The sequence below is a fragment of the Neobacillus sp. OS1-32 genome, from assembly GCF_030915425.1.
GTDB classification, from domain to species: domain Bacteria; phylum Bacillota; class Bacilli; order Bacillales; family Cytobacillaceae; genus Neobacillus; species Neobacillus paridis.
Genome location: NZ_CP133263.1, coordinates 1,909,013 through 1,935,140, shown reverse-complemented (window position 1 = coordinate 1,935,140; position 26,128 = coordinate 1,909,013). Strand labels below are relative to the sequence as shown.

The following is a 26,128-nucleotide window of genomic DNA, read 5'->3' as shown; positions in this document are numbered from 1 at the left end:
TTTATCGGTTTCAGGTAAAAAAAACAATTATCTAACTAACATCTCAGAAAATAAAGGGGGAATTTCATATGTGGCTGGAAATAAAAAAAATCGCCATTGTGATCACCGGTGCTTTTTTAACGGCGCTGGCAATGAACTTATTTCTTATACCTGCAAATGTATATTCTAGTGGTTTTACCGGAATTGCCCAATTACTCTCAAAAATTTTATCCGATTACACGCCAATACATTTATCAATTGGCTTACTATTAGTCCTGCTGAACATTCCAGTTGCGATCCTAGGCTGGAAAAAGGTTGGCAAATCATTTACGATTTATAGTATTATTAGTGTTGCCCTGTCGTCGATCTTTATCGACTTGATTCCGGTCAAGCAAATGTCACATGATATTTTGCTAAATGCTGTTTTTGGCGGGGTCATTCTTGCAGTCGGAGTAGGGATTACATTAAAATGGGGGGCATCAACTGGCGGACTTGATATTATCGCATTGGTATTATCGAGATCGAAAGATAAACCGATAGGACCTTATATGTTTGCCTTAAATGGCGTTATTATTGTCACGGCAGGATTTGTTTACGGTTGGGAAAAAGCACTTTATACGCTTGTTTTCTTATACGCTTCAACAAGAGTGGTCGATGCTATTCATACAAGTCATGCCAAACTGACGGCCTTTATTATTACGAAAAAGGCGGAAGAGATGAAAAAGGCGATCCATGCCAAACTTGTCCGCGGAATCACGATGATTCCGGCTAAGGGAGCCTTTTCAAACGAAACAAGAGATATGCTGATGATTGTCATTACACGTTACGAGCTGTTTGATTTGGAAAGGGTGATCCACGAAGTGGACCCAAATGCCTTTACCAACATTGTCCAAACAACAGGAGTTTACGGATTCTTCCGAAAGGAATAATAGAAGAAAAGCAGGTGCACCATGTTTTAGGGTGTACCTGCTTTTCTCTTTAAGTGATTTGATCAAGCTCTTGTTGCATTTCTTGGAGCTGTCTTTGTTCCGCAAAAGTGGAGTTGGCAAAAGCAGAACGCAGAGCATTTTTTGCTTTTGACACAGCACTCTCACGGTCGGCAGGGTCGGCAGATTTTGCCATCTCAACAAATCTTCGGGCATCTTGGAATAATTGGTTACCCATTGTTAAAATCCTCCAAATGAGGAGTTATCTTCATTGGCCATTTTCCGAGCCTCAGCTTCAGCATAGGTCATTTTGTAAGGAATCCTTTCAGCATGCTTGGTAACGGAATCCTTTCCCTGCTGGACAAAGCGTCGCGATTTGTTCGATCTACCCATTCGAATCCCTCCAATATGCTTAAAAGCTCTTTTGAAACAGCGCTGCTGTCTCAAGTCTAGTATGCACGATTAAAGGACGATTCATTTAGGTAAACAATGGCGACCAACTAGTTATTTTAGCTTTAACAAATCTTCAAGGTATGACGCAACCCCATCATCTTCGTTTGGCAAGGTGACGTCATTAGCGATATTTTTCAGTTGATCAATCGCGTTTCCCATCGCAATTCCATGGCCGGCATATTCAATCATTTCTAAATCATTGTCTTCGTCACCAAAAGCAATCACTCTTTCTGCCGGAATTCCATAGTAATCAGCAGCTTTTTTTAATCCGACCGCCTTATTTAAACCAGCTTTAATAATTTCAATCACATTCCATGGCGTTGCCCAGCTGCGCTGTTCAATTACTTCTGCATGAACGCTTGACAAGTGGTCACGAATTTTTTGCAGTTGATCCTCTTCTGTATGGATCAGCATGCTCGTCGGTGAGTCATGGAGATAACGTATTAAATCTCCGGTAGTAATTTTCGGATTGCCATAACTAAAAATTTCCAGCAATTTCTCGTCATGATAGTGAAAATAAACATCGTCGATGACCTCGGCAATAATGTTATGCAATTGAAAGCTGCTGCATGCCTCAACGATGTCTTTAGCCACCTTTACATCTAGCGGTTCATGATAAAATCCCCAGTTTGCCTGCTGCGGATGATGGGTAAAGGCACCGTTAAAGTTGACAATTGGCGTATCCAATTGCAATTCCCGATAATACATTTCGCTTGAACGATATGGTCTTCCGGTTGCAATCATCACCAAATGACCTTCTTCTTTTGCTTTTTGCAGTACCTTTTTGGTTTTCGGCGAAATGGTTTTATCATTTTTCAATAATGTTCCATCTAAATCTAAGGCAATTAAGTGTCTTTGTACCATTAGAAGACTCCCTCACTTTTAGTCCATTATGCATTGCTTTAGGAAAAAACGCAATTTCATGTTAAACTACTGACAGGAAATTTATTTTCCTTTAAACACTATGTTAACAATTTTATATCGGGACTGTAAAAAAATTCACACTCAGCTGCTAGGAAACCGTATCTGTGTGATGGAAAAAAGTTCTTTTGATATAATAGGATATATAGATATAAAAGGAGTGAAGAAAACATGAATGAGGAATTAAAAGAGAATATAATGGGGGCTCTGGAGCTTGTTATTGATCCTGAGCTTGGCATAGATATTGTTAACTTAGGTTTGGTGTACAACCTGGAAATGGATGACGAAGGCATTTTGACTGTTACGATGACATTAACAGCAATGGGTTGTCCGCTTGCTGGAACAATCGTAGATCAAGTGAAAAGGGCATTGGCGGATATCCCCGAAATTAAAGATGTGGATGTCAACATTGTTTGGAATCCGCCATGGAATAAGGACATGATGTCACGCTATGCAAAAATTGCTTTAGGAATTCGCTAAGGAGTTACAGTTACATGAATAATAAAGTGATCTTAGTCAGCTCCAATCAGCTTGGCGGGGGCGATCAAATCTTAGGAGAAAACATTTTAGAAACATTTTTCACGATTTTAAAGCAAAGGGACGACCTTCCTGCGGCTGTTTTTTGCATGAACAGCGGGGTCTTGACGATGACAGAAGAGTCACTCGTTTCCGTCCACTTAAAAGAACTTGAGCAAAAGGGTGTCGCTATTTTAGCGTGTAAAACATGTGCCGACCATTATGGGGTCAGTGAAAAATTAACCGTCGGTAAGATAAGCGGCATGGGAGATTTTATTGAACTGGCCGCAAAATATGAGGTATTAACCATTTCCTAAACAGCAGTTTCTACTGCTGTTTTTACTTAATTCCTTCCTTGTCTACTTAACGGTTTCCATGAACATGAACCGCTTTACAAACTCGCAGATAGCAGATTTTGGCGGGAATTCCCAATCTGGCGAAAGTGTGAGATAGTTCACTTTTCCCAAGCATAAACAGCTTTATAATATTGGATATTAAGGCAATTTTGGCCGAAATAGCCGTATTAGGAGGCGTTTGAAATGGATTTTAGCCGGGACTTTAATAAAGATCCGTTTATTGTCATTTGGGAATTGACCCGGGCTTGTCAATTAAAGTGTCTGCATTGTCGTGCCGATGCACAATATACAAGAGATCCCAGGGAGTTAACCTTTGAAGAAGGAAAAAACTTAATCGATCAAATATATGAAATGAATAATCCGCTGCTTGTGTTTACTGGTGGTGACCCGCTGATGCGGCAGGATGTATTCGACATTGCTAAATACGCGGTCGATAAAGGGGTACGGGTTTCGATGACACCTAGTGCAACCCCAAATGTGACGCTTGAAGCGATGCGTAAAGCGAAAGAGGTTGGTCTTTCTCGCTGGGCCTTTAGTCTAGATGGACCCACTGCCGAGATCCATGACCATTTTCGCGGGACAGCTGGCTCGTTTGACCTGACGATCGAAAGGATAAAGTATTTACATGAGCTGGAAATGCCAATTCAGATCAATACCGTTGTCTCCAGGTATAATTATGAGCATCTGGAGGAAATGGCAAAATTAGTGGAAGAGTTAAATTGCGTCCTTTGGAGCGTTTTTTTCCTCGTACCAACAGGGAGAGGGCAGGTAGCTGACATGATATCTCCGGTAGAGCATGAAAAGGTGCTGCGCTGGCTGTATGATCTTAGTAAGCAAGTTTCGTTTGATATTAAAACAACCGAAGCAATGCACTATCGTCGAGTTGTCATTCAGCAGAAAATGCGGGAAGCGAAAGCGAAGACTAACGAAATCGATTATCTAGCGGCATTAACCGAAAAAGGGCTGACCGGATCGATTGATGGCTTAGGCAGGGCACCGAAAGGCGTTAATGATGGGAACGGCTTTGTATTTATTTCCCACATTGGCGATGTTTATCCGAGTGGTTTGCTCCCGGTTAAGGCTGGAAATGTTCGGGAAACTCCGCTTGCGGAAATTTATCGGGAGTCCCCCATTTTCAAGGCACTAAGAAATCCGGATGGCTTTAAGGGCAAATGCGGTGTTTGTGAATTCCGCTATGTCTGCGGCGGGTCAAGGTCAAGAGCCTACGCCATGACCGGAGACTACCTCGAAAGTGAACCATTCTGCGTTTATATTCCTAAGGCATTAAGGGAAAAGCAAGGACAATAAAGAGAAATATCATGAATAAAAGATGGTCGGGCGCTCAAGAACCCACCATCTTTTATCATAAGTCAATAAAAATATTATCATAGTGTTTAAAGTATTAGTCTTTTTTTTGTCATCATTTGATACAATAGTGATAACACGTTTCTTTAATATAACGGAGTTGAATTCAATGGAAAAAACCATTATCAAGGATAAATTAACCAGACCTTTACGGGATTTAAGAATCTCAGTTATTGACCGCTGTAATTTTCGCTGTCAATATTGTATGCCTGCTGATCAGTTTGGTCCTGATTTTGAATTCTTACCTCGAAGTGCTTTGCTGACATATGAAGAGATTGTGAGAGCTGCCAATATATTTGTTCAATTGGGGGTCGAAAAAATCCGCCTGACCGGTGGTGAACCGCTGTTAAGACGGGATTTACCAACTCTGGTAGAAAAGCTTGCCCAAATAGACGGATTAGCTGACCTTGCCTTAACGACGAATGGTGTCCTTTTACCAAAATTAGCCTGGGAGTTAAAGAAGGCTGGTTTACAGCGAGTAAATATTAGTCTGGACAGCTTGGATGACAAGCTTTTTGGAAAAATAAACGGGCGAGGAGTCGCAATTGGTCCGGTACTTGCCGGTATAGAAGCAGCAAAGCAAGCAGGACTTCGAATCAAAATTAATATGGTGGTTAAGAAAGGGTTAAATGAATCAGAAATTATTCCGATGGCAAAATATTGCAAAGCGAACGGCTTAGAACTTCGTTATATTGAATTTATGGATGTCGGTTCGACAAATGGCTGGAAAATGGATGATGTTGTCACCAAACGGCAAATCTATGAACTGTTAGAACAACATTTCGAGCTGGAGCCTGTTACTCCTGCTTATTATGGAGAAGTTGCCAAACTTTACCGCTACAAGGATCAGAACATCAATGTAGGGTTTATTACTTCAGTGTCTGAATCTTTTTGCTCAAGCTGTACTCGTGCCAGACTGTCTGCCAATGGACAGATTTTTACTTGTCTATTTAACGGAAATGGCCATGATATCCGCAATTTTATGCGGAATGGCGCTACGGATGAACAATTATCTGAGCGGATTAGCACCATTTGGAATGGACGCGATGACCGATATTCCGATGAACGAACTGCTGGGGTTAACAACGACCGCAAGAAAATTGAAATGTCTTACATTGGCGGCTAAAAACAGAATTCACTATCATTTTAGTTAAAAAATGAGCCTGCAGATATACTGGCAGGCTCATTATTCACTACATATATCTCGGAAACAAAATATTATTTTCGAGATGGACATGCATAAAGGTTAATCCTTCTAATGCCTCCAACCGGGCATAAACTAAACGATAGGTACCGCAAGCGTCAAGCGGTAAAGCATAGTCGGAAGTAATGGAGCGGATTTGTCTTAAAATCTCACCGCATTGGTCATGTTCTTTTTCAAGCTCAACAATCTGATTGATTGCTTCTTGACGATTTTCAATTGTTCCCTTTTCAAGCTGTCTAATTAACGGAAAGACGGTTGCCTCTTCTTTTTCCATATGCTCAAGTAACTCTTTCTTGAATTCATTAAAAAGCTCATAGACCTTTAAAAGCTCTGGATGATTATCACCATGAACGCGGGAAACCTTCGTCACATAGGGGCTAAGGTTCTTTAATTCTTCTTCAGATACTCGATGATAATTTTCAATCACATGATCGATAATGGTGTCAGAATTAGAATCGGTCCAAACGGTTACATCTTTTTCTTCATCTTGGTATTTTTCGAAAACTTCTTTTAATTCTTCCAGCACTGTATCGATATCAAGCCCACGTTGGGAAACTGCCTGTGATAAAGGGATATTTCCGCCACAGCAAAAATCGATGCGCTTCTTTTTAAAGATATCGCTTGTTTTAGGTAATTCATTCACTATATCTCTAACTAAAGAATCAGCTGTAAATGGAAAAGACATTAGGAAATCCTCCTTTGAATCGTAAAGTTTAATAATTACTAACATAATCATAATCCAAACGAGTAAAAAACAAGGTGACCGGCATCACACTTTTGCTATGTTTTTTTCTTCTTTGTGAAATCCATTAGCGTTTTCAAATTATAGGGTTATAATGAATATTGAGATTTTGAACTGTTGAGATAGGAGCCGATGAAATTGTTTGAAAGAAGACAACCCATTCCAATTGCAGATGCAGTAAAAAAAATTATTGCTTTTCCACACCAAGCAGTAATTGAGCATGTTCCCATTGAGGAAAGTTATGGTCGTTTTTTGGCTGCGGATTTAACAGCCACCCATGATGTTCCCCATTTTGACCGATCACCGTATGATGGGTTTGCTATCCGTTCGATCGACACTGAAGGGGCGGGCATATCCAACCCGGTTGAATTCGAAGTGATTGATCACATTGGTGCAGGAGCAGTTTCTGCAAAAATAGTCAGCAGGAACCAGGCAGTCCGGATTATGACCGGTGCGATGATGCCTGAAGGAGCCGATGCGGTCGTTATGTTTGAAGTGGCACATACGTACGAAAAAAACGGAGTTCCTTTTATGTCTATTAAGCGCAGCATTAAAAAGGGCGAAAACGTTTCTTTCAGAGGAGAGGATGCCAAGGAGGGAGAGGTACTTGTCAAAAAAGGAATATCGATTAACCCAGGAATTCAAGCTATGCTTGCGACTTTTGGCTACAACCAAGTACCAGTGGCTAAAAAGCCGCTTGTTGGTCTATTTGCTACCGGTACCGAATTACTGGAAGTTGATGAGCCTTTAGTGCCCGGAAAAATTCGTAATAGTAACTCCTATATGATTGCAGCACAAATTGCCAGATCTGGGGGAACCTGTCGTTACTTCGGTAAACTTCCGGATGAATTTGATACGTGTTTTACGGCAGTTAAGAATGCAATCGATAAAGTAGATTTTCTGATTACGACAGGAGGAGTGTCTGTTGGCGATTATGACTTTCTTCCGGAAATTTATCAAAAATTAGGCGCTGAAGTCCTTTTTAATAAAGTAGCCATGCGTCCTGGCAGTGTGACAACCGTTGCCCGTCATAACGGCAAGCTGTTATTTGGACTTTCCGGCAATCCATCAGCATGTTATGTCGGGTTTGAATTGTTTGTTAGACCCGTTATTCGAATCGCCCTTTGTTCGCCAAAGCCACATCTAAGAAAGGAAAAAGCAATCCTTGAAGCAGACTTTCCAAAAGCGAATCCATTTACAAGATTGGTCCGCAGCACCGTTTATTTGGAGGATGGAAGATTAAAGGTGGTTCCTAGCGGATTAGATAAATCAAATATAATTATGAGCCTTTCTGGGGCTAATGCTTTGACGATACTGCCTGGGGGGACGAGAGGTTTTACCGCGGGCAGTGAAGTTACGGTACTCTTGCTTGAAGATCAGACTGGTAGTGAATGGCCTTGGTAAATGCTGTTGTTTTTCAAGTTGTTGGGTTTCAAAATAGCGGGAAAACAACGTTTATTAGGAAATTAATAGAAACTCTAGCTAATAATGGAGTAAAAACAGCAGTCATCAAACATCACGGTCATGGCGGAAAACCGGATGTCCTGGAACACAAGGATTCCAGTAAACATGTCAGTGCCGGTGCTGTAGCAGCGATCGCAGCTGGTGATGGCCGCTTGCTTCTTCAAGCAGAAGGACAGGAATTAAGTTTGCCAGAGCAAATACAACTGTTAGATTTCTTCCACCCCGATTTGATTTTGATTGAAGGTCATAAGTTTTCGGGATATCCGAAGGTGGTATTACTAAAAGAAATCGGCGATGTCGATTTATTGCATAGGTTGACAAACATTAAGGCGGTCATATACTGGCAGGAAGAAATAAAGGATTTGGTCAAAGGATGGTTCGATCTTCCATGCTTTTCCATAAATGATCGATCTGCCGAACAATTTATTGTCGAGAGATGTACCGATGCTGTACATAAGAATAAGTAGCAGAATACTAAATCAGGTAAAGGAAAAAATCGGCCACTCGGGCCGATTTTTTATATAAAAAGGTTAATCAATCTTACAAATTTCTACTGGGCAATCCTCACAGTCAACTTCTTGTTTTAAATACTCTACATCGTGAACTGTAATCGTACCCTTTGCAATCGAGATAATTTCATGTTTTTTCAAATCACTGAGCAGCCGGTTTACTACCTCCCTCGAGGTACCGCAGAAATTGGCTAATTCCTGATTCGTCAACGGCAAGTCAATGACTATCCCATTGCTGGCAGTGATTCCATAGCTGTTGCAAAGACGTATTAAGGTTGAGTATAAGGCCCCTTTTTTTCCGTACAAAACAAGATCACGAAACTTTGTTTGTGTTTTTCGCGATTGCAGGCTCATCCATTGGATGAATTCAAAAGAAAGGGGAAGATCCTCTGATAATTTTTTCTCGAGTTCCTCTCTCATAATAACCGCTACTTCACCACTCTCGGCGACACGAGCACTTAATAAATACCGCGGCGAAGAAGAGAACAAGTTTAACTCGCCGATAAAATCACCATGGCTGCACATTCTTAAAGTAAGCTCCCGGCCATCGGGGATAATTTTACTCAGTTGAAGGACACCGCTTTGGACAATAAATAGTTCCTCAGCATGACTTCCCTCCCGGAATAAGAAGTCCCCTTTTTTCATTTTTTTAACGTAGTGAACCAGTTCAAAAAGACGTGAGAGTGTAACTGGAATTTCATTGATTGACTGCTGCATAATTTTAACCACCTTTACAGGTACGAATCAGGCCTGAAAATGAAACTGTTCGGTGAAATTAACATGATATTACCATAAGTATATTGTTTACAAGGAATAAATAGCAATAATTGTAGAATAAATTCATATAATCTTCATAAAAAGTATTTCTTAGGAAATAATGTCGATTCGTTAGTCAAATTGAAAGAAATTCCTTTATTGGACCGATATTAAAAGGTAATACTACAAATGTTAATAATAAGGAGGGATGAAAATGGGACAAAATCGACAATTTAAACCGGGAGACAAGGCACCGAATAACGGTGTCTATATTGAAGTCGGAGATACAGGGAGCAATGTGATTAACCCTAAAAAAATAAAGCTTAAAGCCGGAGATCCATTTCCAGAAAACTCAAATGATGAGAGGGTTTGGACCTATCAAAGGAAACCATGATAGAAAAAGATAAAGTCATCCCAAAATGGATGGCTTTATCTTTTACTTTTAATGGAGGATTTTCTATAATAAAGTTAATAGGTCAAAAAAGGTCAAAGGATGTGAAAAATGTGGATATAAACCGGATGACAGAGCGGCTGCAACAAGGGATTATGGACGCACAGACATTAGCAATTAAAAAGAATCACCAAGAAATTGATGAGGCCCATTTATTCTTGTGCTTAATCGATCAAGAGGATAGCTTGATTTCCATGATATTGGAACGAACTGGAGTCCCTTCGCAAGAAGTGAAGGAACGTTTATTAAAGTCACTAGCGAAAAAGCCTGAAGTTAGCGGGAGTGGAGCTGAGCAGGGAAAACTTTATATCACTAATAAAATGCAAAAGTTATTGGTTAATGCTGAGGAATTTGCCAAAAATTTCTCCGATGAGTATATTTCCGTCGAACATATTCTGTTAGCTGCTGTTAATGCAAGTGAATCCGAATTAAAAAAAATCATCCAATCCTATGGCCGTTCTGCCGAAGACATTCTCAAAACAATAAAAGAGATAAGGGGGAATCAAAGGGTGACATCACAAAATCCGGAATCTGGATACGATGCGTTGAAAAAGTACGGAAGGGATCTTGTCGCAGAGGTAAAGGCGGGTAAGCTGGATCCGGTGATCGGCAGGGATGCGGAAATCCGTAATGTGATTCGAATTTTATCACGGAAGACAAAAAATAATCCTGTGTTAATCGGTGAACCTGGCGTTGGAAAAACGGCCATTGTCGAGGGCTTGGCGCAAAGAATTGTTAGAAAAGATGTACCTGAAGGATTAAAAGATAAAACCATTTTTGCGCTTGATATGAGTTCACTCATTGCCGGTGCAAAGTTTAGAGGGGAATTTGAAGAAAGGTTAAAAGCTGTTTTAAATGAAATTAAAAAAAGCGAAGGGCAAATATTGTTGTTCATTGATGAAATTCATACAATTGTTGGCGCCGGACGAACAGACGGGGCAATGGATGCCGGAAATATGCTAAAGCCGATGCTCGCTCGTGGTGAGCTGCATTGTATTGGTGCCACAACGCTGGATGAACATCGAAAATATATTGAAAAAGACCCGGCATTAGAGCGGAGATTTCAACAGGTATTAGTCCAAGAACCGACGGTGGAAGATACAATCTCGATTTTAAGGGGCTTAAAGGAACGATTTGAGGTGCATCATGGGGTAAAAATTCATGACCATGCCTTAGTCGCAGCGGCAACTTTATCTGACCGTTATATCAGCGATCGCTTTTTACCGGATAAAGCCATCGACCTCGTTGATGAAGCATGTGCGATGATCCGTACCGAGATTGATTCGATGCCGACAGAGTTGGATGAAGTAACACGCCGGGTGATGCAGTTGGAAATTGAAGAAGCGGCCTTAAAAAAGGAACAAGATGAGGTTAGTAAACAACGGCTGGTGAGTTTGCAAAAAGAACTGGCGGATTTAAAAGAACAGGCCAATACAATGAAGGCAAAATGGCTGGAGGAGAAACAAAATATTACGAAATTACAGGAAAAACGTGAGCAAATTGAAAAACTCCGCCGCGAACTTGAACAAGCGGAAGATAAATATGATTTAAATCGGGCTGCCGAGCTCCGTCACGGCCTGATTCCAACAGCCGAGAAAGAACTTAAAGAGCTGGAAACGGCTGCGCAAAAGGATGATAAGCTGCTGCGGGAAGAGGTTACTGGTGAGGAAATTTCCAATATTGTTTCAAGATGGACAGGTATCCCGCTCGCAAAATTAGTGGAAGGGGAACGAGAAAAACTGTTGAGATTGGAATCGATTCTCCATGAAAGGGTAATTGGTCAAGATGAGGCCGTCAATCTTGTTGCCGATGCCGTATTGCGGGCTCGGGCCGGAATTAAAGATCCAAACCGGCCAATCGGTTCCTTCTTATTTCTCGGACCGACAGGGGTAGGAAAAACAGAATTGGCCAAAGCGTTAGCTGAATCTTTATTTGACAGTGAGGAGCACATCATCAGGATTGATATGTCTGAATATATGGAGAAGCACGCCGTTTCCCGGTTAATCGGCGCACCACCTGGTTATGTGGGATATGAAGAAGGTGGGCAGTTGACAGAAGCTGTCAGAAGAAGACCTTATTCCGTTATCTTAATGGACGAAATTGAGAAGGCTCATCCGGAAGTATTTAATATCCTCCTGCAGGCTTTAGATGATGGCCGTATTACCGACTCGCAAGGGCGGGTGGTAGATTTTAAAAATACGGTTATTATTATGACATCTAACATTGGTTCACAATTTTTACTCGAGCGAACAGAAAATGAAATTGAGATTTCGGAAGCGGCAAGGGCACAGGTGATGAGTCAATTAAGAGCCCATTTCCGGCCAGAGTTCTTAAATCGGGTTGATGAGACCATCCTGTTCAAACCATTAGCCTTAACGGAAATTAAGAAAATTGTTGTCAAGATGTTAAAGGAGCTCGAAAACAGATTAAAAGAACAGCAAATTCATATTTCGGTTGCCGAGGATGCAAAGGAATTTATTGCTGTAAATGGATTTGATCCAAATTATGGAGCGAGACCATTGAAGCGTTATATTCAACGAAATATTGAAACAATGCTTGCCCGTGAAATAATTGCCGGAAATGTCTACGATGGGTCGCAAGTTGAGATTATTACTGAAAATGGTAAACTGGCAATCCAAATTAATAAATGAAAACTCGCCGATTGGCGAATCTTTTAGGACGGTTCATGAGGCGTAGTTGAATTTATGCTTTCTTATTAGCTAAAAAATAATCAATTAAAAAGGTCTTCCATCATAAAATGGAAGACCTTTTTGTTCAATGTTTTTCTACCGGCTGATTTGGAATAACTGCACCCACAATGAAAACAAAGATCGAAACGACTACAGAGATGACAGCTGCAGTTACAAAGTCAAATTCGGCACCTTTCATCGAACTAACTACGTATGCAAGCATTTCAACTAGAAAAAACGACCAAAAGAATGTCCAAAAATAACGCAAGATTTTTCACCTACCTATTTCAATCCTTTATAATATTACCATATCCATTCAAAATAATAAACATATAGATCCAACGGTTTATCCTAAAAATTAGGCTAACTCCCTTACATCTTTTGTGAACCAACATACAATATGGTGAGGAAATATGTAAAAGGAGATTTACCGATGGAAAGTCGAGCGTTTATGATGGATACCCAATGGAATATTATTTATTACCCTGAAAGACCTACTGGATTTGCGGTTTTCATCATTGGTGACGAAAGACATTTTGTTGAAGAGAGCAAATGCTTTTGGACGCAAAATGAAGGTAAACAAGCTATCTTAAATGAGCTGAAAGATGCAGGGTACACCATTTTTTCCTCGAATCTGTATGGTCGGCACTGGGGAAGCCAACATGCTGTTGATCTGGCCCAGCGGGTTTATGAGAAAGTCATTCGCAGCGAGATTCTTAATACCAAGATTCATATTTTAGCAGAAGGAATGGGAGCACTTGTTGCACTAAAGCTTATTGAAAAAATGGGTGAATCAATAAGGTCGATCATCCTCATTAACCCGATCTTATCTTTAAAACACCAACTTGAGCAGGAAAAAGAGCATAAATTTTTTTATAAAAAACTCATTAGAGAACTAACGGCAGCTTATCAAATGGAGCAAAAAGAGCTTGAAGCTAAAATTGCCCAGTTGAGTGACCAGATTCAACTCCCTGAAAAAATATCGGTAAAGGTTATTCATGTCCTCGCAGGGGGCAGATCTTATAATCAGGCTAAACAATATAAGAACCTCTTGCAATCATTAACAACTAACCCAACCTTTATCGTTCCTGAAAAAAAACAACGGATCGGAAAAATTTGCATCGACTTTTATCAACTAAATGAATCAGAACTATAATCCCACCTCCTCAGTAGAAATAATTCCTTCGTGAGTCGCATACGATACACTAAGGTTAGATTGAGGAGGTAAAACTTATGGACAAGGCCGTAATTGTCGGTAGTTATCATTTTGTAGGCTTTGAGCTCTGTCAATCATTATTGAATAAAGGAATTGAAGTTACCGGCATTCCTCTTGCAGCAAAGTCCGATCCATTTCTGGAGGATAAAAAACTGGAAATTGGCCGAAATGCAAATTTTACCGAAATTTCCATCTCACAGTTAAACATTCATATGGATGAGGATATTAATAAGGAACAAATAGTTATTTTTTCACTATATGATCTTTACATGGAGCAGGAAGAGTCACTATTACAAGTTGTTTTTGAGCCAGTAACGCAATATGTAAAACAGAATAAAGATCATACAAAAATGGTGATCCTCATCCCAATACAGAAATTGTGCGAAAATATCTGTTATATAAATGAGTTTCTTGAACAAACGCGGGAGTGCGTTAATCATACACTATATATTTATCTTCCGGCGGTTTTCGGTCCGTGGCAGCCGCCGGTATTTCTATTTCACCAAGCGATTATCTCCTCATCGCAGGAAGGGACTATTTCATTATCGGAACGGGAATGGACTGAAGATACTTTATATGTTACCGATGTTGCGGAGGCTATTTTTGACCTGATTGAATCAGGTGAACCAGGTCATTTTCTACTGGAAAGCGGCAGCAAACAATATCAGGAACAATGCGCCGCGTATGTAAAAGAAAAAATAGCGTTAACCGTTAACCCTCGTTCCCTGCCAATTGATGCCCAAATTCGCAAAGTTTCTTTGAAAAACTTAACCCCATTTCCTGAGGCCATTACCAAACAAGAGGAGCATGTGAAATATTATTATAAAAACCAAGTTTAACCTTGTACTCCAAAGCTAGTTGAATGATATAACAACATAAAGCTGCCCGCTCAAAAATAGGGCAGCTTTATTTCTTTTTCCAGAACTTTTCAATATGCGGGTACACCTGTTGAAATAAAGGCTTTAATCCGCGGACAGACTCGATTAGTGTATCGATATTAACGATTAAGGCTTCCAGGTCAATATCATTTTGCTTAGTTGGAGGAAGGTCTATTGGCTGCTGAGCGGGGAACTGTCTTGATAACTGTTCTGCTCTCTTTGGACCAAACATTAAAGTAGTAAAGGGGTCGGCAACATCCTGTTGTCGATCTGGTTTATCATATTGATCATTCGATTCCTCCAGGCCTGCAAAATTCTCTGGCTCAATCTGCTCCTCAAGATCATTTATTTCCTTGTCATCCATCAAAAGTCCTCCTTTTCACTGCATCCTACTCATTAAAATATGAACGAATGACTCAATCGGAATGTACATTAGCGGAAATAGGAGAGTGGAAACAGTTGCGAAATGAATGTTTAATTTGATAAAATTAGTACCAAGTCATAATAATTGATGTTAAATCTTAGAATATGATCTGTTTTTAAATTTAAAGGAGTTGGAAAAATGAAAGCAGGTATTGTCGGTATGGGCAGGTATTTACCTGAAAAAGTACTTACTAATCATGATTTGGAAAAAATGATGGACACCACCGACGAGTGGATTCGAACACGAACAGGCATTGAAGAGCGGCGGATCGCAGCTGACGATATTAATACCTCGGATATGGCCTTTTTCGCGGCCCAACAGGCGATTGAAAATGCAGCTATAACGCCTGAAGAAATCGATTTAATTTTGGTTGCGACGGTTACACCTGATTCGCCTTTCCCATCAGTTGCCTGTAGAATTCAAGAGCGGCTGGGAGCAAAAAAAGCGGCTGCAATGGATATTAGTGCCGCCTGTGCCGGTTTTATGTATGGATTGGTAACCGCCAAACAATTCATTGAATCCGGCGTTTATAAGTATATTTTGGTTGTCGGTGTTGAGAAGCTTTCGAAAATCACCGATTGGACAGACCGCAATACTGCCGTTCTATTTGGCGATGCTGCCGGAGCCGCGATCGTTGGTCCTGTTTCGGAAAATCGCGGCATCCTGGCTTTTGAATTAGGGGCCGATGGAACGGGAGGAAAACATTTATACCAAGACGAATATATCATTATGAACGGTCGCGAAGTATTTAAATTTGCCGTAAGACAAATGGGTGAGAGTTGTATTCATGTATTGGAAAAAGCGGGATTGAAAAAAGAAGATGTTGATTTTCTGATCCCTCACCAAGCTAACATAAGGATCATGGAGGCTTCACGACAAAGATTAGAGCTTCCGGAAGAAAAAATGTCCAAAACTGTAAATAAATACGGCAATACATCAGCTGCATCCATCCCGGTTTCACTCATTGAAGATTTGGAAGCAGGTAGAATTAAAAATGATGACATTATTGTGATGGTCGGATTTGGCGGCGGCCTAACCTGGGGAGCCATTGCCATCCGCTGGGGTAAATAGTAAAGTTCAACTACTTTGTGAAATTCAACTTTTTGTAAATGCTTGGTAAAGGAGATGCACAAATGGAAAAACGTAGAGTTGTCGTAACAGGCGTTGGAGCGGTAACACCACTTGGAAACGATGTTGAAACAACTTGGAAAGGAATTTTGGCCGGTAAATCGGGGGTTGGTCCTTTAACAAGGGTTAATGCTGATGAATATCCGGCTAAGGTTGCGGCCGAAGTAAAAGATTTTAATCCGGAACTGTTTATGGAAAAAAAAGACGCTAGAAAAATGGATCGATTTACGCAATTTGCTGTTGCCAGCGCAATTATGGCAGTTAAGGATGCCACCTTAACGATTAATGAAGAGAATGCTCATCGTGTCGGAGTATGGATTGGTTCCGGCATTGGTGGGATGGAGACGTTTGAACAGCAATTTGAAATCTTTCAAAAAAGAGGGTATAAGCGTGTCAGTCCATTCTTCGTACCCATGTTAATTCCAGACATGGCCACCGGTCAGGTTTCAATCACCCTTGGAGCAAAAGGCTTTAATTCCTGCACCGTGACCGCCTGTGCAACGGGAACAAATTCGATTGGAGACGCCTTTAAAGTAATTCAGCGTGGAGACGCTGATGTTATGATTACAGGCGGGGCGGAGGCACCAATCACTCGGATGTCTGTCGCCGGTTTCTGTGCCAATACGGCACTTTCCACCAATCCGGATCCACAAACCGCAAGCAGACCATTCGATAAAAACCGTGATGGCTTTGTGATTGGAGAGGGTGCAGGGATTGTCGTTCTTGAAGAATTAGAGCATGCCTTAGCCCGTGGTGCTAAAATTTACGCTGAAATTGTTGGCTATGGAGCCACTGGAGATGCCTATCATATAACAGCTCCAGCTCCAAATGGCGAGGGAGGTGCCCGGGCGATGAGAATGGCAATTACCGATTCAGGATTAAATCCAGAGGATATTGATTACATTAATGCCCATGGTACAAGTACGGAATATAATGATAAATTTGAAACCCTTGCTGTAAAAGAAGTATTAGGTGACCATGCCTATAAAGTTGCAATGAGCTCAACGAAATCAATGACTGGCCATTTGCTCGGTGCGGCGGGGGGAGTAGAAGCAATTTTTACTGTCTTGGCGATGAAGGATGGTATCCTGCCGCCAACGATTAATTATCAAACCCCTGATCCGGATTGTGATCTTGACTATGTAACAAATGCAGCCCGTCCGAAGGAAATTAAGGCAGCGATGAGTAACTCATTAGGCTTCGGCGGCCATAACGCAACAATCGTATTTAAAAAATATGAATAAAAAAATCCCCACCAAAAGGCTCACACACGCCATGGGTGGGGATTTTTTTCAGGAGTTCAATCTATACCGTTAAATCTCCGTCTTCCCGAACATCCCTTTAACTCAGTCATAAACTAAAAATAGTTAACTAAACGTAAATGGGGTGCTCAAAATGGGGATTATCCGGACAAATGAATGGTTGAAAGAGGACTTCGACCGTCCGGTCAAAATCTGTGAATCGCTCCTTCCCTACTTTAAAGGGCTGAAAGCAAATGAGATATACAATCTGCTGTTAAAATACGGGATGTACCGACCAGGTTGGCGGACACAGAAAAATTTGGAATCAATGATTGAAAATAATATCTGGAATCAGGTCGAGAAAATATTTTTTAAATATAAAACCAAGTGGTCAGGAACTAATATACCTATATTTATCTTTCCCTTGGAGCAAAAAGGGGGGATTTTTTTCAGACAGGAAGTAAGAAATAAAGCAGGGGTTTCATTTCCGGATAAAATGTTCCTGTTTTTGTCGCATTATGATGATCCAAAGGAACTTGAAGCACTCATTGTTCATGAATATCATCATGTATGCAGACTTCGGGCATTAAATAAAAAGATGGAAGATTATACATTACTGGACTCGATTATCATTGAAGGGCTGGCTGAATATGCCGTCTTAAAAAATTGCGGCAAAGAGTATGTAGCTAATTGGTGTCATATTTATTCGGAAAGAGAATTATCCTTATTTTGGAATCATTTTCTAAAGAAACAACTGGGTAAGAAAAAAACAGAAAGGATTCATGATGAGCTCCTCTATGGCGGTGGAAGGATACCAGCATTGCTTGGATATGCTGCCGGGTATAATATTGTAAGGAATTTTTTTAAATCAGAAAATTATTCTACAAAACTATCTTTTAACATTCCAGCAGCGAATTTTATCGAAAAAATGGAAATATAACAGTAGAGAAGCCCATAAAATGGGGCTTTTTTATTTATTTGAAGTTTTGCAATTGCTGTTGTTATAAAAAAAGTCTTGCAATTGTAATAATTCCGTAATAAAATTCTATTTAAATATAAGAATTATCAAACAAAAAATAAAAAGTGGAATTTTTTTCTGAGAAAAATTTTATAGAATAACCGTTTAGGGGGATTCACATTGAGTAATCAACCACTATTACAAATTCAAAATCTCCGTACTTCCTTTCGAATCGGAGACGATTATTTTGCAGCAGTTGATGATGTCTCGTTGACAGTTAATGAGAATGAAGTGGTTGCAATTGTGGGAGAATCAGGATGCGGAAAAAGTGCATTGGCTATGTCTATTATGGGATTGCATCCACAAGAAAGAACAAAGCTTGAAGGAAAGATCAATTTCAAAGGAAAAAATTTACTATCTCTTTCCACTAATGGAATGAATAAGGTTAGAGGAAAAGAAATTGGGATGATTTTCCAAGATCCGCTAACTGCCCTTAATCCATTAATGACCTGTGGAAAACAAATAGAAGAGAGTATGACGGTACATACCAATATGTCCAGTGAAGCAAAAAGGAAACGTACAATTGAGCTTTTGAAAAAAGTAGGAATACCGAATCCGGAACGAACTTATAAACAATATCCTCATGAGTTATCCGGTGGTATGCGTCAGCGTGTAGTAATTGCGATCGCAGTTGCCTGTGATCCGCTGCTGGTCATTGCCGATGAGCCTACCACTGCTTTGGATGTAACTATCCAGGCACAAATTATGGATTTACTGAAGGATCTGCAAAACCAGACTAAAACCGGGATCATCCTTATCACCCACGACCTTGGTGTTGTCGCAGAAATGGCCGATCGTGTTGCCGTCATGTATGCCGGGGAAATAGTCGAAATAGCAGATGTTCATACTTTGTTTAAAAATCCATTACATCCTTATACAAGGTCTCTATTCAATTCTATTCCATCATCGACATCAACCAAAGATCGACTGCATGTGATTCAAGGAATTGTTCCTTCCCTAAAAAATTTGCCAAGATCAGGGTGCCGATTTAAAGATCGTATTAAATGGATTGGCGACAAGGAACATGAAGTAAACCCACTATTGCGCGAAGTTAGTCCAAATCATTATGTAAGATGTACATGTTATAAAAATTTCCACTTTTCAGATGAAGATGTAGGAGATATGAACTATGGCATTTCTTAAAGTGAACAATCTAAAAGTCTATTATCCAATCCGCGGTGGTTTTTTTCGAAGAGTAGTAGCCCATGTAAAAGCAGTTGATGACATCAGCTTTGAATTAAATCAGGGAGAAACCTATGGCCTCGTTGGCGAATCGGGCTGCGGCAAAACCACAACCGGCAGAACGATTATGGGACTGATCAAAGCTACTTCCGGGGAAGTTCTATTTGAAAACCAGGATCTTTTAAAGATGAATCGCCGTGATTTCAATCAGCATCGCAAGGACATTCAAATGATCTTTCAAGATCCCTATTCTTCTTTAAATCCAAGGAAACGGGTACTGGATATTGTTGCTGAACCTCTACGCAACTTTGAAAGACTATCTCCGGCAGAAGAAAAGAAAAAAGTGCAGTTTTATTTAGAAAAAGTAGGTTTAAACCCCGAAGCTATCTATAATTATCCGCATGAATTTTCCGGCGGGCAAAGGCAGAGAATTGGTATCGCTCGAGCTTTAACATTAAAGCCAAAGCTGATCATTGCTGATGAACCCGTTTCGGCTCTTGACGTCTCCGTACAGGCTCAAGTGTTAAATTTTATGCAGGATATTCAGAAAGAGTTCAATTTAACCTATCTTTTCATAAGTCATGATTTAGGCATTATTCAGCATATGTGTGACCGTATTGGAATCATGTACCGCGGTCAGTTTGTCGAGGAAGGCACGAGCCGGGATATTTATACGAATCCACAGCATATCTATACAAAGAGATTAATCTCGGCGATCCCGGATATAAATCCCGAAAACAGGGAAAATCAAATGAAATTACGCCAGGAAATTAATTCTGAATATAAAAATTCCTATGATAAATATTTTAATGCTGAGGGAAAAGTATATAATCTTAAACCAATATCGGATACACATTTAGTCGCATTACCGTAGAGAGGGGATTATAATATGTTGAAATTTATACTGCGCAGAATCTTGGTTATGATCCCTCAGCTGTTTATTTTAAGTATTCTAATTTTTCTTTTAGCAAAAGCGATGCCTGGCGATGCCTTAACAGGTCAGCTGGCAAGCAACCCGAAAATGGATGCCCAAACACTACATGAATTGAAACAAAAACTCGGCATGTATGATCCGTATTATGTTCAATATGCAAGATGGATTAAAGGGCTGCTTCACGGTAATTTAGGAATGTCGATCATCCATCAAACACCAGTAACTTCATTAATAGCCGGTAAAATGTGGAATACCGTTTTATTAGGTGCAGCTGTTTTAATCCTTAGCTATCTGATTGCCATCCCGCTTGGAATCATTGGGGGCAGATGGACAGATACATGGGCCGATAAAATGATTGTTGGCTACAATTATTTAACCTATGCAACTCCACTGTTTATTTTTGCCTTGTTGATGTTATTTATTTTCGGTTTTGTGCTTGGATGGTTTCCAACAAGCGGCAGTGTTGATATCCGTGTTGAAAATGGCACCTTTGCTTACTATATGAGCAAGCTAAATCACCTGATTTTACCAGCATTGTCCGGTGCGATTGTCAGTACAACGGTTACCATTCAGTATCTACGTAATGAAATTATTGATACGAAGATTAAAGATTTTGTTAAAACGGCAAGAGCTAAAGGTGTTAGTGAATCTAAAGTTTATACGCGCCATATTTTTAGAAACTCGTTATTGCCGATTGCTGCTTTTCTTGGCTACGATATTGTATCGTTAATTGGCGGCTCCGTCTTTTTGGAATCTATTTATGGATATCCAGGAATTGGACAGTTGTTCCTCACCTCCATTATGCAACGCGATTTTAGTGTTGTTACTGCACTGGTCATGATATCTGGTTTAGCGACATTAATCGGTACTTTGCTGTCAGATATCATATTAAGTGCGGTTGATCCACGAATCAGGATTGAATAGCAAACGAGGAGGGGACAAAAATGAAAGCTGAACTAACAGATCAAAAGCAGCCAAAAGTTAAAAAGCAGAAGAAGCAACATGGCGTACTTTCGATAATGTGGCGGGAGATTGTCAAAGATAAATTGGCGTTAGGAGCGTTAATTCTATTAGGACTTATCCTGATTATCGTTTATGGAGTATCCCTCCTGTTAGATCAGGATAAAATTGTCACAGTTGATTTTCTCTCCATTTATTCACCGCCATCAGCTGAACACTGGCTGGGAACAGATTATGGCGGCAGGGATATTTTAGGTCAGTTGATCATCGGTGCGAAAAATTCCTTTACGATTGGGTTATGTATTACCTTGTTGACAGGATTAATCGGACTTACCGTCGGTTTAATTGCAGGTTATTTTGGCGGCCGCACCGACAATATTATCATGCGGATCATCGACTTTTTCCTAATTTTGCCAACATTAATGTTAATCATCGTTTTTGTTACGATTGCACCTAAATATAATGTATTTTATTTTATTCTGATTATGAGTTTATTCTTATGGACGGGTAAGGCGCGGTTAATCAGGTTGAAAACTCTGGCAGAAAGAGAACTGGATTATGTCAGTGCCTCGAAAACGCTTGGCACGCCAGATTGGAAAATCATCATCCGCGAAGTGCTGCCAAACCTTAGTTCGATTATTATTGTAAACTTAACTTTAAATTTGGCAGGAAATATTGGGATTGAATCCGGTTTAACCTATCTGGGATTTGGGTTACCGGAAAGTACACCAAGTTTAGGAACACTTGTCAGCTATGCAACTAATCCGGATGTACTGGAAAACAAGTGGTGGATATGGTTACCTGCATCATTGCTGATTTTAGTCATGATGTTGTGTATAAATTATATTGGCCAAGCGTTAAAACGTGCGGCTGATGCAAGACAAAGACTAGGATAAAAGAAGGGGGAAAGTATTGATGAAGAAAAAGCATCTGTTTAAGTTCTTCAGTCTCTTGGTTGTTTTAGGCCTGCTGTTATCAGCATGTTCTTCTAACTCATCAGGCGGCAAAAAGGACGGCAAAAAGTCAACAACATCAACTGAAAAAGCAAAAGAAGACATCGGGCAGTTCCCGATGGAAGTGAAAAATGATAACAAAGTAGTAGAGGATGGAACCTTGAATTATGGGTTAGTTTATGATACTCCATTTGAGGGTACATTAAACTATGCATTCTATCAAGGGGATGAAGATGCCAAGGTTTTGCAATTCTTTGATATCCCATTGTTTACTATTAATGAGGACTACGAAATGACCAATGATGGCCCGGCCACATATGAATTATCCAAGGATCATAAAACGATCACAGTAAAAATCAAAGATAATGTCAATTGGTCTGATGGCAAGCCTGTAACGGCTGAAGACTATGAATATTCATTTCTGGTTATCGGTAATAAAGATTACACCGGTGTCCGCTATGGAGATGCTCTCATGCAAAGCATCGTGGGGATGAAAGAATACCATGCCGGTAAAGCGAAAAGAATTTCCGGTATCAAAATTATTGATGACAAGACACTTTCAATTACGTTTGAAAAAGCAAATCCAGCCTTGTTAACGGGCCTTTGGTCATATGCAATGCCTAAGCATTACTTAGGGGATGTTCCGATTAAAGACTTGGCCAAATCTGATAAAATCCACAAAAAACCAATTGGTTTCGGACCATTTAAGATTAAAAAGATTGTTCCAGGGGAATCAGTTGAGTTTGAACGCAACGATGACTTCTATGCCGGCAAACCAAAGTTAAAAAGCATTGTGTTAAAAGTAGTGAACCCAAAGGTTATTCTCCAAGCAATGAAGAAGGGTGAAGTGGATGTTGCCGAATTCCCAACAGACCAATATGCGGCAGCAAAGGGTTCGAAAAATTTCCAATTAATTGGAAAAATCGATTTAGCTTACAACTATATCGGCTTTAAACTTGGCCACTGGGATGCAAAAAAAGGCGAAAACGTGATGGATAATCCGAAATTCCAAGACAAACGCCTGCGCCAAGCAATGGCATACGCATTAGATAATAAAACGGTTGGTGAAAAGCTATATCACGGGCTTCGTTTCCCAGCTACATCTTTAATTCCGCCTTCCTTCCCAAGCTGGTATGATGAAAATGCCAATGGTGCTACTTATGATCCGGAAAAGGCGAAGAAATTATTAGATGAAGCAGGCTATAAGGACGTAGATAAGGACGGCCTTCGTGAAGATCCAAAAGGCAAGAAGTTCAAAATTAACTTCCTATCCATGAGTGGCGGCGATATTGCCGAGCCGCTTGCTAAATTCTATATCCAATGCTGGAAAGATGTTGGTTTAGATGTACAGCTGGTTGATGGCCGTTTGGCTGAATTTAACTCATTCTACAAAATGGTTCAAGAAGATAACCCTAAAGTGGATGTTTTTGCCGCTGCATGGGGAACTGGTACAGATGTGGACCCTTATGGATTATATGGCAGAGATGCCAACTTTAACTATTCCCGCTTTGTAAGCGAGAAGAACGATCAATTATTAGCTGATGGTCATTCAGAACAAGCATTTGACCATAACTATCGTAAGAAAGTATACGATGAGTGGCAAGCCTATATGAATGATGAGATGCCGGTTATTCCAACATTGTTCCGTTCAATTATTTATTCTGTAAACAATCGGGTAACAGGTCTTAATGCTGATCATGAGATTGACGCACTTGGCTGGTTTAATGTTGGTGTAACAAGCGAAACACCTGAAGTTAATTAATCATTAAGAAGAGATGGTCACCATGATCATCTCTTTTTTGCCTTGAAACGATTCCGATTATAGTAACTGGTTCAATTTTACCGGAAATTATATCAAGAGGAATATTTTAACTCCCCTCTGCCCATACTTAGTGACAAATAGTTACTTGAAGTGAGGGGTTGTTTGATGTTGTATCTCCATGATGTATGGGTAAATTGGTTTGAAGGGGAAGAGAATGGTTATAATGTCTGCCATTTCCATGAATGGCGCAAAGAAGATGGTGTTGAACTGCTGGATCAAGTACCACTGCTAAAAGTTGAAGCAGATCTTTTCCACTATATTGAGAATGATCTGGCAGAATTACCACAGCAGCTATTAGATGATATTTATCAAAAAGCTTATCTTCGAAAAAATCATGAAAGAGTTCAACTGGATTATTGTTTTATTGTGACGGACGGTGTCGGTATTTTAGCTGTCGATACGATTGGTTACAATATTCCGATTCGGAAAAGCCGGTTAATCCCGAGGCAGGAACAGCTGGTTTATGAAATGATTGCAACTCATGAAACAAAGAAATATTCATTTTATCAGCAGCAAAAACAGAAAAACTTTCATATTTTATCGCCGGAACCGGAACTCATGCGCGGGTTAACAAGAAAAGAGAGACAATTAAAGCAATTATTATTTATGGCACTTGATCAATTGTTCTCATCAAATAATGAGGCAGAAGTGCGGTATTGGTTTACGGAATGGTGTCCAGAGCGTTATTCCCACATCCAAGCAATGAATTTTGCAGAGGCCTGGGATCAGCTTTTTGAGGAAATCAAATACGGCTGGTCTGAAAAACACGAAATCTTTTGTGAAAACATTATTAAAGGACAGCCATTTTTCGAAAAGCTTTGGGAAATGGAGCAGGGTTCAAAAGTAAACTAAAAGCCTGAGTCAAAAGGTATGCTCCATACCTTTTGAGATCAGGCTTTTTTTTAACGTTTCTTTCTTCCAAGACCGATGGCATTTTCCATTTTTTTAAGTGTTTTATTGGCCACAGCCTTGGCCTTTTCAGCGCCACGATCCAATATTTCATCCAGCTCACTAGAATCTACAAGCTGATAGTATCTATCCTGAATAGGTTTTAAATAGTTTACCACAATCTCTGCCAAATCAGCTTTAAAATCACCGTAGCCTTTTCCTGTATACATTTCTTCAATTTCTGCAATTGGTTTATCTCCCAAAATAGAATAAATCGAAAGTAAATTGGAAACACCAGGTTTATTTTCTACATCATATTTAATAATTCCCTCAGAATCGGTAACAGCACTTTTAATTTTCTTGATAATTTGATTTGGTTCATCCAACAGCGAAATAAATGCCTTTTGATTCGGATCGGATTTACTCATTTTTTTCGTTGGCTCTTGCAGCGACATGATCCGGGCACCAACTTTTGGCAGGCTGATGTCAGGAATTGTGAGGACATTATTATATTTTTTATTAAATCTTTCAGCAAGGTCCCGGGTTAATTCCATATGCTGCTTTTGATCTTCACCAACGGGAACAAGGTCAGCATTATAAAGTAATATATCTGCGGCCATTAATGGCGGGTATGTTAATAAACTGGCAGAAACCGCCTCTTTACCGGCAGATTTATCTTTAAATTGGGTCATTCGTTCCAATTCACCAATATAAGAAATGCATTGCATAATCCAGCCGGCCTGAGCATGTGCCGGTACCTCTGACTGAATGAATAAGGTTGCTTTCTCCGGGTCCAGGCCAACCGCAAGATACAAAGCCGCTAAACTGCGGATATTTTTCCTGAGTGTTTGCGGATCCTGCGGAACCGTAATCGCATGCTGATCAACGATACAAAAAAAGCAATTAAAATCTTCCTGCAGCTCAACGAATTGTTTCAGTGCACCAATATAGTTGCCAAGCGTAATGGTTCCGCTCGGCTGAATTCCTGAAAAGATTGTTTTCATCCTCTGTTTCCTCCTAAAGAAATATAAAAAGCCATTCATCCCGTTCATTTAGGGACGAATGGCTCGCGGTACCACCCTAATTACTCGAAATTCGAGTCGCTTAGTCCTACATCGCTGTAGGATCCTTGTAACGTAAGGAACACGTCTT

28 protein-coding genes and 1 other annotated feature (1 of these 29 only partly in view) are annotated in these 26,128 nt (G+C 40.1%); of the genes, 20 read left to right on the top strand and 8 right to left on the bottom strand.

Annotation, left to right across the window (positions count from 1 at the left end):
- Positions 1 to 68: 68 nt before the first annotated feature.
- Positions 69 to 908 (top strand): YitT family protein, encoded by an 840-nt coding sequence (locus RCG24_RS09815; protein WP_202653641.1) that lies wholly within the window; start codon positions 69 to 71, stop codon positions 906 to 908.
- A 49-nt stretch (positions 909 to 957) separates the two neighbouring features.
- On the opposite strand, the gene RCG24_RS09810 is transcribed toward RCG24_RS09815, so the two are convergent.
- From RCG24_RS09810 to RCG24_RS09800, 3 genes are all read right to left on the bottom strand, one after another.
- Complete coding sequence (locus tag RCG24_RS09810; protein ID WP_202653642.1) at positions 958 to 1,143, bottom strand: DUF3813 domain-containing protein; 186 nt, start codon at positions 1,141 to 1,143, stop codon at positions 958 to 960.
- A 2-nt stretch (positions 1,144 to 1,145) separates the two neighbouring features.
- Positions 1,146 to 1,298, bottom strand: coding sequence for a hypothetical protein (locus RCG24_RS09805; RefSeq protein ID WP_202653643.1), 153 nt, complete (start codon positions 1,296 to 1,298; stop codon positions 1,146 to 1,148).
- A gap of 111 nt (positions 1,299 to 1,409) precedes the next feature.
- Entirely contained in the window at positions 1,410 to 2,222 is an 813-nt protein-coding gene (locus tag RCG24_RS09800; protein ID WP_202653644.1) for a Cof-type HAD-IIB family hydrolase, read from the bottom strand.
- Between the two features lie 228 nt (positions 2,223 to 2,450).
- On the opposite strand from RCG24_RS09800, the gene RCG24_RS09795 reads away from it, so the two are divergent.
- From RCG24_RS09795 to moaA, 4 genes are all read left to right on the top strand, one after another.
- On the top strand, positions 2,451 to 2,759 hold the full coding sequence (locus RCG24_RS09795) for a metal-sulfur cluster assembly factor (RefSeq protein WP_202653645.1): 309 nt from the start codon (positions 2,451 to 2,453) through the stop codon (positions 2,757 to 2,759).
- Between the two features lie 14 nt (positions 2,760 to 2,773).
- Positions 2,774 to 3,112 (top strand): DsrE family protein, encoded by a 339-nt coding sequence (locus RCG24_RS09790; protein ID WP_202653646.1) that lies wholly within the window; start codon positions 2,774 to 2,776, stop codon positions 3,110 to 3,112.
- Between the two features lie 222 nt (positions 3,113 to 3,334).
- Positions 3,335 to 4,459 carry a TIGR04053 family radical SAM/SPASM domain-containing protein gene (locus tag RCG24_RS09785; RefSeq protein WP_308078965.1) on the top strand — a complete coding sequence of 375 codons (1,125 nt, stop codon included), beginning with the start codon at positions 3,335 to 3,337 and terminating at the stop codon, positions 4,457 to 4,459.
- A 166-nt stretch (positions 4,460 to 4,625) separates the two neighbouring features.
- Positions 4,626 to 5,642, top strand: coding sequence for a GTP 3',8-cyclase MoaA (gene moaA / locus RCG24_RS09780; protein WP_308078964.1), 1,017 nt, complete (start codon positions 4,626 to 4,628; stop codon positions 5,640 to 5,642).
- Between the two features lie 67 nt (positions 5,643 to 5,709).
- On the opposite strand, the gene ric is transcribed toward moaA, so the two are convergent.
- Positions 5,710 to 6,405, bottom strand: coding sequence for an iron-sulfur cluster repair di-iron protein (ric, locus tag RCG24_RS09775; protein WP_308078963.1), 696 nt, complete (start codon positions 6,403 to 6,405; stop codon positions 5,710 to 5,712).
- A gap of 195 nt (positions 6,406 to 6,600) precedes the next feature.
- On the opposite strand from ric, the gene glp reads away from it, so the two are divergent.
- Together glp and mobB are read left to right on the top strand one after the other, a co-directional pair.
- Complete coding sequence (gene glp / locus RCG24_RS09770) at positions 6,601 to 7,866, top strand: molybdopterin molybdotransferase MoeA (RefSeq protein ID WP_308078962.1); 1,266 nt, start codon at positions 6,601 to 6,603, stop codon at positions 7,864 to 7,866.
- The gene (gene mobB, locus RCG24_RS09765; protein ID WP_308078961.1) at positions 7,854 to 8,393 is read left to right on the top strand and encodes a molybdopterin-guanine dinucleotide biosynthesis protein B; all 540 of its coding nucleotides are present in this window, start codon (positions 7,854 to 7,856) and stop codon (positions 8,391 to 8,393) included. Before glp ends, mobB begins: the two co-directional genes overlap by 13 nt.
- Before the next feature lie 63 nt (positions 8,394 to 8,456).
- Here mobB and RCG24_RS09760 read toward each other — a convergent pair whose 3' ends face one another.
- Entirely contained in the window at positions 8,457 to 9,152 is a 696-nt protein-coding gene (locus RCG24_RS09760; protein WP_202653652.1) for a Crp/Fnr family transcriptional regulator, read from the bottom strand.
- A 253-nt stretch (positions 9,153 to 9,405) separates the two neighbouring features.
- Here RCG24_RS09760 and RCG24_RS09755 point away from each other — a divergent pair, with 253 nt between their 5' ends.
- Positions 9,406 to 9,585: a YjzC family protein gene (locus tag RCG24_RS09755; protein ID WP_202653653.1), complete on the top strand. Its 180-nt coding sequence runs from the start codon at positions 9,406 to 9,408 to the stop codon at positions 9,583 to 9,585.
- A 110-nt stretch (positions 9,586 to 9,695) separates the two neighbouring features.
- A complete protein-coding gene (gene clpB / locus RCG24_RS09750; protein WP_308078959.1) occupies positions 9,696 to 12,293 on the top strand; it encodes an ATP-dependent chaperone ClpB in 2,598 nt (865 codons plus the stop codon).
- A 124-nt stretch (positions 12,294 to 12,417) separates the two neighbouring features.
- Here clpB and RCG24_RS09745 read toward each other — a convergent pair whose 3' ends face one another.
- Positions 12,418 to 12,600 (bottom strand): YjzD family protein, encoded by a 183-nt coding sequence (locus tag RCG24_RS09745; protein ID WP_202653654.1) that lies wholly within the window; start codon positions 12,598 to 12,600, stop codon positions 12,418 to 12,420.
- 165 nt (positions 12,601 to 12,765) lie between these two features.
- Here RCG24_RS09745 and RCG24_RS09740 point away from each other — a divergent pair, with 165 nt between their 5' ends.
- Positions 12,766 to 13,488: an alpha/beta fold hydrolase gene (locus tag RCG24_RS09740; protein ID WP_202653655.1), complete on the top strand. Its 723-nt coding sequence runs from the start codon at positions 12,766 to 12,768 to the stop codon at positions 13,486 to 13,488.
- 77 nt (positions 13,489 to 13,565) lie between these two features.
- Positions 13,566 to 14,387 (top strand): hypothetical protein, encoded by an 822-nt coding sequence (locus RCG24_RS09735; protein WP_308078958.1) that lies wholly within the window; start codon positions 13,566 to 13,568, stop codon positions 14,385 to 14,387.
- Between the two features lie 67 nt (positions 14,388 to 14,454).
- On the opposite strand, the gene RCG24_RS09730 is transcribed toward RCG24_RS09735, so the two are convergent.
- Positions 14,455 to 14,790: a hypothetical protein gene (locus RCG24_RS09730; protein WP_202653657.1), complete on the bottom strand. Its 336-nt coding sequence runs from the start codon at positions 14,788 to 14,790 to the stop codon at positions 14,455 to 14,457.
- A 198-nt stretch (positions 14,791 to 14,988) separates the two neighbouring features.
- On the opposite strand from RCG24_RS09730, the gene RCG24_RS09725 reads away from it, so the two are divergent.
- The 9 genes from RCG24_RS09725 to RCG24_RS09685 all read left to right on the top strand — a co-directional run bounded on the left by RCG24_RS09725 (position 14,989) and on the right by RCG24_RS09685 (position 24,940).
- Positions 14,989 to 15,921, top strand: coding sequence for a beta-ketoacyl-ACP synthase III (locus tag RCG24_RS09725; RefSeq protein WP_308078957.1), 933 nt, complete (start codon positions 14,989 to 14,991; stop codon positions 15,919 to 15,921).
- A gap of 62 nt (positions 15,922 to 15,983) precedes the next feature.
- Positions 15,984 to 17,222: a beta-ketoacyl-ACP synthase II gene (gene fabF / locus RCG24_RS09720; RefSeq protein WP_202653659.1), complete on the top strand. Its 1,239-nt coding sequence runs from the start codon at positions 15,984 to 15,986 to the stop codon at positions 17,220 to 17,222.
- A 151-nt stretch (positions 17,223 to 17,373) separates the two neighbouring features.
- Positions 17,374 to 18,159, top strand: a complete 786-nt coding sequence (locus tag RCG24_RS09715) for a DUF2268 domain-containing putative Zn-dependent protease (RefSeq protein ID WP_308078955.1) — start codon at positions 17,374 to 17,376, stop codon at positions 18,157 to 18,159.
- A 198-nt stretch (positions 18,160 to 18,357) separates the two neighbouring features.
- Complete coding sequence (locus tag RCG24_RS09710; RefSeq protein WP_308078953.1) at positions 18,358 to 19,380, top strand: ABC transporter ATP-binding protein; 1,023 nt, start codon at positions 18,358 to 18,360, stop codon at positions 19,378 to 19,380.
- A complete protein-coding gene (locus RCG24_RS09705; protein WP_202653662.1) occupies positions 19,367 to 20,293 on the top strand; it encodes an ABC transporter ATP-binding protein in 927 nt (308 codons plus the stop codon). The genes RCG24_RS09710 and RCG24_RS09705 overlap by 14 nt, the downstream gene beginning before the upstream one ends.
- Positions 20,294 to 20,308: 15 nt before the next feature.
- The gene (gene opp4B, locus RCG24_RS09700) at positions 20,309 to 21,277 is read left to right on the top strand and encodes an oligopeptide ABC transporter permease (protein ID WP_202653663.1); all 969 of its coding nucleotides are present in this window, start codon (positions 20,309 to 20,311) and stop codon (positions 21,275 to 21,277) included.
- 20 nt (positions 21,278 to 21,297) lie between these two features.
- A complete protein-coding gene (locus tag RCG24_RS09695) occupies positions 21,298 to 22,209 on the top strand; it encodes an ABC transporter permease (RefSeq protein ID WP_308078952.1) in 912 nt (303 codons plus the stop codon).
- A 19-nt stretch (positions 22,210 to 22,228) separates the two neighbouring features.
- Positions 22,229 to 24,028 (top strand): oligopeptide ABC transporter substrate-binding protein, encoded by a 1,800-nt coding sequence (gene opp4A, locus RCG24_RS09690; protein ID WP_308078951.1) that lies wholly within the window; start codon positions 22,229 to 22,231, stop codon positions 24,026 to 24,028.
- A gap of 165 nt (positions 24,029 to 24,193) precedes the next feature.
- Positions 24,194 to 24,940, top strand: coding sequence for a YjbA family protein (locus RCG24_RS09685; protein ID WP_202653666.1), 747 nt, complete (start codon positions 24,194 to 24,196; stop codon positions 24,938 to 24,940).
- Between the two features lie 50 nt (positions 24,941 to 24,990).
- Here RCG24_RS09685 and trpS read toward each other — a convergent pair whose 3' ends face one another.
- On the bottom strand, positions 24,991 to 25,980 hold the full coding sequence (gene trpS, locus RCG24_RS09680; RefSeq protein ID WP_202653667.1) for a tryptophan--tRNA ligase: 990 nt from the start codon (positions 25,978 to 25,980) through the stop codon (positions 24,991 to 24,993).
- Positions 25,981 to 26,027: 47 nt separating this feature from the next.
- Positions 26,028 to 26,128: a binding site (T-box leader), on the bottom strand (it continues 140 nt past the right edge of the window).